This is a genomic window from Brevundimonas sp., assembly GCF_031082345.1.
Lineage (GTDB): Bacteria > Pseudomonadota > Alphaproteobacteria > Caulobacterales > Caulobacteraceae > Brevundimonas.
Window position 1 is genome coordinate 10,794 of sequence record NZ_JAVHLH010000028.1, and the last position, 7,350, is coordinate 18,143.

The 7,350-nt window shown below is 68.6% G+C and carries 8 protein-coding genes; 3 read left to right on the forward strand and 5 right to left on the reverse strand.

What is annotated here, in order from left to right; translation table 11 throughout:
• The coding region (dapE, locus tag RDU12_RS03330) for a succinyl-diaminopimelate desuccinylase (RefSeq protein WP_308684096.1) at positions 1-1,012 on the forward strand (1,012 nt) is incomplete at its 5' end.
• Here dapE and RDU12_RS03335 read toward each other — a convergent pair.
• Positions 1,009-1,146 (reverse strand): hypothetical protein, encoded by a 138-nt coding sequence (locus tag RDU12_RS03335; RefSeq protein ID WP_300289974.1) that lies wholly within the window; start codon positions 1,144-1,146, stop codon positions 1,009-1,011. The genes dapE and RDU12_RS03335 overlap by 4 nt on opposite strands.
• A gap of 84 nt (positions 1,147-1,230) precedes the next feature.
• Positions 1,231-2,538, reverse strand: coding sequence for an amidohydrolase (locus RDU12_RS03340; protein WP_300289975.1), 1,308 nt, complete (start codon positions 2,536-2,538; stop codon positions 1,231-1,233).
• 84 nt (positions 2,539-2,622) lie between these two features.
• Here RDU12_RS03340 and RDU12_RS03345 point away from each other — a divergent pair, with 84 nt between their 5' ends.
• Positions 2,623-3,924: an MFS transporter gene (locus tag RDU12_RS03345; protein WP_300289976.1), complete on the forward strand. Its 1,302-nt coding sequence runs from the start codon at positions 2,623-2,625 to the stop codon at positions 3,922-3,924.
• Positions 3,925-3,978: 54 nt separating this feature from the next.
• Complete coding sequence (locus RDU12_RS03350) at positions 3,979-4,410, forward strand: SRPBCC domain-containing protein (protein ID WP_300289977.1); 432 nt, start codon at positions 3,979-3,981, stop codon at positions 4,408-4,410.
• Here the strand turns inward: RDU12_RS03350 and RDU12_RS03355 are convergent.
• From RDU12_RS03355 to RDU12_RS03365, 3 genes are all read right to left on the reverse strand, one after another.
• Entirely contained in the window at positions 4,407-5,348 is a 942-nt protein-coding gene (locus RDU12_RS03355) for a type II secretion system F family protein (RefSeq protein ID WP_374990183.1), read from the reverse strand. The genes RDU12_RS03350 and RDU12_RS03355 overlap by 4 nt on opposite strands.
• A gap of 57 nt (positions 5,349-5,405) precedes the next feature.
• The gene (locus tag RDU12_RS03360) at positions 5,406-6,383 is read right to left on the reverse strand and encodes a type II secretion system F family protein (RefSeq protein ID WP_300289979.1); all 978 of its coding nucleotides are present in this window, start codon (positions 6,381-6,383) and stop codon (positions 5,406-5,408) included.
• A 5-nt stretch (positions 6,384-6,388) separates the two neighbouring features.
• On the reverse strand, positions 6,389-7,350 hold a 962-nt coding region (locus RDU12_RS03365), incomplete at its 5' end, for a CpaF family protein (RefSeq protein WP_308684097.1).

Below are 7,350 nucleotides of genomic sequence, written 5' to 3' on the forward strand. Positions count from 1 at the left end.
TTTTGAGGGGATCGAGAACCTCTACGCCCGACGAGGCGCCGCCTCGCCCAACCTCTGCTTCGCTGGCCACACCGACGTCGTCCCGACCGGCGCGGCCGAGGCCTGGTCCGCCGGGCCGTTCGAGGCCGAAGTCCGCGACGGCGTGCTCTACGGCCGCGGCGCGGTCGATATGAAGGGCGGCATCTCCGCCTGGATCGCCGCCGTCTCGCGGGTACTGGCCGACGGCGACGTCCCCGGCTCGCTCAGCTTGCTGATCACCGGCGACGAGGAAGGCCCCGCCCTGCACGGCACCAAGCGCGTGGTCGAGACCCTGATGGCCGAGGCCGAGGTCATCGACGCCTGCGTCGTCGGCGAACCCTCGTCCCAACACGCCCTCGGCGACACCATCAAGATCGGCCGGCGCGGCTCGCTCAACAGCTGGATCACCGTCCACGGCAAACAGGGCCACGTCGCCTATCCCGACCGCGCCGCCAATCCGGCCCCGGTCATGGCGCGGCTGATGGCCCGGCTGGCCGACCACCGGCTTGACGACGGCTATCAGGGCTTCCAGCCGTCCAATCTCGAAATCACCACCATCGACATCGGCAATCCGGCCACCAACGTCATCCCGGCCGAGGCCCGGGCGCGGCTCAACATCCGCTTCAATCCGACCCATACCGGCGACCAGTTGATCGCCTGGCTCAACGCCATGGCCGGCGAGGCCCAGGCCGAAAGCGGCCTGCGCATCGAGCTGGAGCATCTGTGCTCGGGCGACGCCTTCCTGACCGAGCCCTGCGCCTTCGTCACCGGGGTGCAGGACGCCGTCGAGGCCGCCGTCGGCCGCCGCCCCGAAGCCTCGACCACCGGCGGCACCTCGGACGCCCGCTTCATCCGCGCCATGGCGCCCGTGCTGGAACTGGGCCTCGTCGGCCAGACCATGCACCAGGTCGACGAGCGCGCGCCCGTCGCCGAGATCGAGGCGCTGGCGGAGGTCTACCGCCGCGTCATCACCACCTTCTTCGACCGCGCCTAGAACAGCAGGTCGATACCCAGCAGGGTCCCGCCGAACATGGCGGCGAAGGCGACGACGAAATAGAAGACCTCGCGCCGCGCGCTGCCCCTGCGTTCCAGGGTCATCGGCGGCAATTGGACCGGCAGGCTTCTCATGGCGCACTCCCGCAAAACCGGACGAGGATGCGCCCCGATGGTTGCCGGGTCGTTGAGGAACGTGGTTGCCGCCGGAGCCTGATTTCAGGGCCGCTCGAGGAACCTCAGCGCCGTCAGCACATGCGCCCGCACCCCGACCGGCAGCACGACTTCATTGACGTCGAAGGCCGGCGAATGGTTCGGCGGCGAGCTGGCCGGATCGACCCCGTCGGCGCTGGCCCCGAGATGGTAGAACACCCCCGGCACTTCCTGGGACAGATAGCTGAAGTCTTCCGCCACCGTGGTCGGCGGGGCCCCGGCGTTGACCCTGCCCTCGCCGGCCGCCTCCTCCAGCACCGGCGCCAGCCAGGCCGACAGGGCCTCGTCATTGAACACCAGGGCCGCGTTCTGGCGCACGCCGAACTCGGCGGTGGCGCCGTAATTCTCCGCCACATTGCCGACCGCAATCTCCGCCCGCCGCACCAGATCGTCGCGCTGGGCGATGTCGAAGGTGCGCAAGGTCCCCGACAGCACCGCCCGGTCGGGAATGATGTTGTAGCGGACCCCCGCATCCATCGTCGCGATGGTGAACACCGTCGGCGTCGTGGTCGGATCGATGGTGCGGGCGGTCAGGCTGTTGATCGTCTGGATCACGTCGGCCGAGGCCGAGATGACGTCGATCCCCTTCCACGGCCAGGCGCCGTGCGTCTGCCGTCCGTTCAGGGTGATGTCGACCCGGTCGGACGCCGCCATGAAGCCGCGCGGACGGTACCACAGCGTTCCCGGCGCCCCCGGCACGACGTGCAGGCCGAAGATGGCGTCCGGTCGCGGATCGGCCAGCGCGCCGTCCTCGATCATCAGGGCTGCGCCGCCCTTGGGCTCGCCCGGAGGCGCACCCTCCTCGGCCGGCTGACAGATGAACACCACCGTGCCGGCGATCTGGTCCTTCATCCCGGCCAGCACCTCGGCGGCGCCCATCAGCATGGCCACATGGGCGTCATGGCCGCAGGCGTGCGCCACCGGCACCGTATTGCCCATGTAGGAGCCGGTCGCCGTGGAGGCGAAGGGCAGGCCCGTCGCCTCCAGCACCGGCAGGGCGTCCATGTCGGCCCTCAGCGCCACGGTGCGGCCGGGTCGCCCGCCGCGCAGAATCCCGACCACCCCGGTCCTGCCAACCCCGGTGCGCACCTCCAGCCCCAGCGACCGCAGGTGATCCGCGACCATGGCCGCCGTGCGGGTCTCGGCGAAGCCCAGTTCCGGATGGGCGTGCAGGTCGCGCCGCCAGGCGACCACCCGCGGCGTCACCGCCTCGACCGACGCCGCCACGTCGACGGACTGGGCATGGCTCGCTCCGGCGGGAAGGGAGAGCGCCGCGGCGGCGACCGCGGCGGCGAGCAGGCTTCGAACGTTCATGGCGGCGGTCTCCCCGTGTGGAACCGCAACCGTCGCGGACGATGCCCGCTTCCGCAAGGCTTCGCCGCCGCCTAATGTCCGCGCGTGAACCTCCGCTCCCCCGCCTTTGCGATCCTGTTCTCGGTCAGCCTGATCGCGGCGGCGGGAAACATGGCGTTGCAGTCGGTGCTGCCCGCCATCGGCCGCGAGTTCCGCCTGTCGGACACCCTGGTCGCGGGCGCCTTCGCCATCTCGGCCCTGATGTGGACGGTGGCCTCGCCCTTCTGGGCGCGGCTGTCTGACCGGCTCGGCCGCAAGAAAGTCATCCTGATCGGCCTCGGCGGCTTCATCGTCTCGATGAGCGGTTTCGGCCTCGCCGCGACATCGGGACTGGAAGGATGGCTCGGCGCGGGGATCGCCTTCACCCTGATGGCCGTCGCGAGAACGGTCTACGGCGTCTTCGGCTCGGCGGCCCCGATCGCGTCGCAGGCCTATGTCGCCGACCGCACCTCGCCGCAACAGCGCACCCAAGCCATGTCGCTGCTGGCTTCGGCCCAGGGACTGGGCACCGTCGTGGGACCGGCGCTGGCGCCGTTCTTCGTCCTGCCGCTCGTCGGCCTGGCGGGCCCGATGTACGCCTTCGCCCTGCTCGGCCTGGTCGTGCTGTTCGTGACCTGGCGGCGGTTGCCCAGCGGCGAGGTGGTCCGGAAACCCTCGCCCAGCGGCCGCCACGGACACGCCGGCAAGGGCTTGTGGAAGGATCCCCGCGTCCGTGACTACCTGCTGTACGGCCTGCTGGTGACCGGGGCCCAGGCGGTCAACATCTCGGTGCTGGGCTTTCACATCATCGACGAACTGGCCGCTTCGGGCCTCGAGGCGCGGGCGGCCCAGCCGTTCATCGGCATCGCCATGCTGGCCGGCGCCGCGGCGACCCTGATGGTCCAGTGGGGCCTGATTCCGCTGCTGAAGCTGGAGCCCCGCGACCTGATGCGGTGGGGAGCCGGTCTCGCCCTGGTCGGGAATCTGATGAGCATCTCCTCGCCAGGCTACTACGGCGTCGTGGTCGGCTACGCCGTGGTCTCGATGGGCGTCGGCTTCGCCCGCCCGGGGTTCACGGCCGGCTCATCCCTGTCGGTCGGTCCGCACGAGCAGGGTTCCGTGGCGGGGTTGATGATGTCCCTGGCCGGTCTGAGCTTTCTCGGTCCGCCCGTGATCGGGGTGGCGCTCTACGAATTGTCCGAACCGGCGCCGTTTGTCGCCAACGCCCTGTTGCTGGCGGCCGCCACCATCCTTTGCTTCGCCAGCCCCCGGCTTCGTGTCGGTCCGCCCGACCTGCCCGGTCGCGACGAGACGCCCTCGCCGGAGACGCCGCCCGCCTCGCAACCCGGGCCCGAGGGCAATCGCTGATCCCGTCCGCCGCCCGGCCTTTTCAGCGTCAACAAGCCGTGGCAGAGCGAGATGATGGAAACCGCCCGTATCGAAAGACGCATCGGCGTCCGCGCGTCCACCGACCAGATCTGGGACCAGATCGCCGACCTGTCCGGCTGGGATCGCTGGAATCCGGTCGAGACGTCCGTCGAGGGCACGATCGCCTATGGCGGAACGATCGCACTGACCGAAGCCATCCCCGGTTTGCCGGAGCGCCGGGCGGCGGTCCGCGTCGGTGAATGGCAGCCCTTCGCCCAGCTCGTCTGGGTGGAGAAGCGGGGCCTGTGGTTCAAGGCGCTGCGCTATTTCGAGATCGAGGAGCTGGAGCCTGGCAGCTGCATCGTCGCCAACGGTTTCATCTTCTCGGGTCTGCGCGGCGAGATGCATTTCGACCGTCACCGCAGGGCGCTGCGGGCGGGCGTCGATTCCGTCGCCGAGGCGCTGAAGGCGGCGGCCGAAGCCTAGCCGCCCTTGGCCATCGTATCCTGGATGCTGATGATCGCCGGCGTCAGGATGACGATGAACAGCACCGGCAGGAAGAACAGGATCATCGGCACGGTCAGCTTGGCGGGCAGGGCCGCCGCCTTCTTCTCCGCCGCCGACAGACGCATCTCCCGGTTCTCCTTGGCCATGGTCCGCAGGGCCGAGCCCAGCGGCGTGCCATAGGTCTCGGCCTGGGTCATCGCGGTCGCCACCGACTTGACCCCCGGATGATTGGTCCGCTTGGCCAGGCCGTCATAGGCCATGCGCCGGTCCGGCAGGTAGCTCAGTTCGGCGGACAGCAGGGTCATTTCCTCGGCCAGATCGATGGAGGAGCCGCCGATCTCCTGACTGACCTTCTGGATCGCCGCCTCGATCGACATGCCCGCCTCGACGCAGATCAGCAGCAGATCCAGGGCATCCGGAAAGGCCTGCATGATCGAGGTGCGGCGCTTCGAGATGCGGTTGGCGAGGAAGATGTTCGGCCCGTAGAAACCGATCACCGCGGCGAACATGCAGATCGTCAGCCGCACCATCACCGTCAGGCCGAAATCGTTCAGCACGAAGACGTAGAGGGCCGCCAGCGCCAGCATGACGAACGGCATGGAGAAGCGGAAGAAGTAGAAGGTGGTCAGCGGCTTCGGTCCCCGGTAGCCGGCTTGGGCCATCTTGTCGGCGACCTTCGGGTCCTCCAGCAGCTTGGTCAGGTTCAGACGCTCGACGACCCGCTTCTTGAAGCCCTCGTCGGTGTGCCGAAGGTTCTGCGGTCCGCTGTTCTGGGCCGCGATGGCCTGACGGGAACGGCGCCTTAGTTCCTCGCGGCGCACGGCCACGGCCTTCATCCGCCCTTCCAGCTTCGCCTCGCCGCCCAGCGAGCCGAGCAGGGTCACCAGGGTGGCGAACACGAGCACGCCCACGCCCATGCTGAGCAGGTTCTGCAGGTTGGTGATGAAGCCGATGATGTCTCCCACGTCGGCCCCCTAGAACTTGAACGAGATCATGCGCTTCATGACGAAGACGCCGAGGGCCATCATCATCACCGCGATGAGAAGCATGAACTGGCCGCGCGGCTCCGTGAAAAGCTTGGCCATGTAGGCCGGGGTGGTGATGCTCACGAGGATCATCACGGCCGGCGGCAGCGAGCCGATGATGCCGGCGGAGGCGGTCGCCTCGGACGACAGCGCCTTGATCTTCTCGCCCATCATCTTGCGGGCGCGCAGCACGGTCGACAGGTTGCCCAGCGCCTCGGCCAGGTTGCCGCCGGTCTTCTGCTGGATGCCGATGACGATGGCGAAGAATTTCAGCTCCGGCGTCGGCATGCGCTCGTACATTTTTTCGAGCGCCTGCTGCAGTGTCAGGCCCACGCCCAGACCCTCCACCAGCATCTGGAACTCGCCGCCGAGCGGCGCCGGGCTTTCCCGGGCGATGATCTTGAAACAGTCGTGAACCGGCAGGCCCGACTTGATGCCGCGGACGATGACGTCGACGGCGTCCGCGAAATGGCTGGAGAATTTCTTCATCCGGCGCTTGCCGAGGAAACCCACCACCCAGCGGGGCAAGCCCAGACCGAAAACCACCGCGGCGCCGACCGCGATCAGGATGTTGCCGCTGAGAACCAGCGCCAGCAGCAGGGCGATCACGCCCATCACCGCGCTGGTGATCCAGAAGGTCTTGACGCTGGTCGACAGGCCGGCCTGCTTCAGCTTGGCCTCAAGGCTGATGCGGGCCTTGCGCGAGGCGCGCTCCGACTCCTGGAGCTGCTTCATGATCTGCTTGCGGCGCGCTTCAGGGGTGTTGGCGGCGGCGGCCTTGCGCGCGGCGGCGGTGTTCTGCTTCGGACCGCCGAAATTCTGCGCCCGCTTGATCGCCGCCTCGGACGAGTCGCCGCCGCCGACGAAGGCCCATCCCAGGCCGCCGATGGTGATGAAGGCGAGAACCGCTGCGAGGATCGGGAGCATGGCGGCTACTCCGCCGCGTCGAGGGCTTCGGCCAGCTCGCGCTCGAGGCCGTAGTAGCGGGCGCGATCCCAGAAGCGCGGACGGGCGATGCCGGTGGAGCGGTGGCGGCCGATGATCTTGCCGTTCTCGTCCTCGCCGGTGATCTCGTAGACGAACAGATCCTGGGTGACGATGACGTCGCCCTCCAGCCCGACCACCTCGGTGATGTGGGTGATGCGACGCGAGCCGTCGCGCAGGCGCGCGGCCTGGATGATGACGTCGACCGAGCCGACGATCATCTCGCGGATGGTCTTCGAGGGCAGCCCATAGCCGCCCATGGTGATCATCGACTCCATCCGGCTGATCGCTTCGCGCGGGCTGTTGGCGTGCAGCGTGCCCATGGAGCCGTCGTGGCCGGTGTTCATGGCCTGCAGCAGGTCGAAGGCCTCAGGACCGCGCACCTCGCCGACGATGATCCGCTCGGGACGCATGCGCAGGCAGTTCTTGACCAGATCGCGCATGGTGATCTGGCCTTGGCCCTCGAGGTTGGGCGGCCGGGTCTCCAGACGCACCACGTGCGGCTGCTGCAGCTGCAGTTCGGCCGCGTCCTCGCAGGTGATGACGCGCTCGGTCGGGTCGATGAAGGCGGTCAGCGTGTTCAGCAGGGTGGTCTTGCCCGAGCCGGTGCCGCCCGAGATGACCAGATTGCAGCGCGACGCGCCGATGACGCCCAGGACCCGGGCGCCCTCGGGACTGATGGAGTTGAACTCCACCAGGTTCTTCATCGTCAGCTTGTCTTTCTTGAATTTCCGGATCGTCAGGGTCGCGCCGTCGATGGCCAGCGGCGGGGCGATGACGTTGACGCGGCTGCCGTCCGGCAGGCGGGCGTCGCAGATCGGGGAGCTCTCGTCGACGCGGCGGCCGACCTGCGACACGATCCGCTGGCAGATGTTCATCAGCTGGGTGTTGTCGCGGAAGCGGACGTTGG